Origin of the sequence: Kitasatospora nipponensis, from assembly GCF_039528135.1 — a bacterium.
Classification (GTDB): domain Bacteria; phylum Actinomycetota; class Actinomycetes; order Streptomycetales; family Streptomycetaceae; genus Kitasatospora; species Kitasatospora nipponensis.
The window spans coordinates 1-501 of sequence record NZ_BAAALF010001240.1 but is presented as its reverse complement, the minus strand read 5'-3'; the positions used below and the strand labels follow the sequence as shown (position 1 = coordinate 501).

Here is a 501-nt window from a genome sequence, read left to right as displayed (position 1 = left end):
CCCGCAGCAGCGGTGTCGTCCCGTCAGGCAAGGATCGGTACTGGTCGGCCCCGCCCTCCACCAACGCCTCGGCGACCCGTTCGTCGTACGCCGCCACGGCTACGCACAACACCGGGAGCCCGTCCTCGCCGACCGTGTCGGGGTCCGCTCCCTCTTCCAGCAGCGCACGCACCAGCTCGGCGTCGCGTGCATGGACTGCTGCTACGAGCCGGCCGCTCCGGCTCTCTTCGTATCGGCCGTACCCCGCCGTTGCCATGCAACCCTTCCCAACAGGAGGGCATCCGCCCCTACCCGGCCAACCTCCGTGTGAGGCGCCCTCTCGGTGTCGCCCCGACCTGGTCAAGATCTTGGTTCCTGTTGTGTCCCGTACGCAACCACTTTGTCCTCACCTGGCGCAGCCGAGACAGTGCTCCGCTTGCGGCAGTCAGGAGAGCCGTCCGACGGGCCACGCTGCGGTGCATGGATGCCGCCGTGCTTGACGGCTCGTCAGGCGGGCGTAGT

The 501-nt window shown here is 68.9% G+C and carries 1 pseudogene; it reads right to left on the bottom strand.

What is annotated here, in order from left to right:
* Positions 1-256: pseudogene (locus tag ABD323_RS46255) on the bottom strand (hypothetical protein); the annotation flags it as partial.
* Between the last annotated feature and the right edge of the window lie 245 nt (positions 257-501).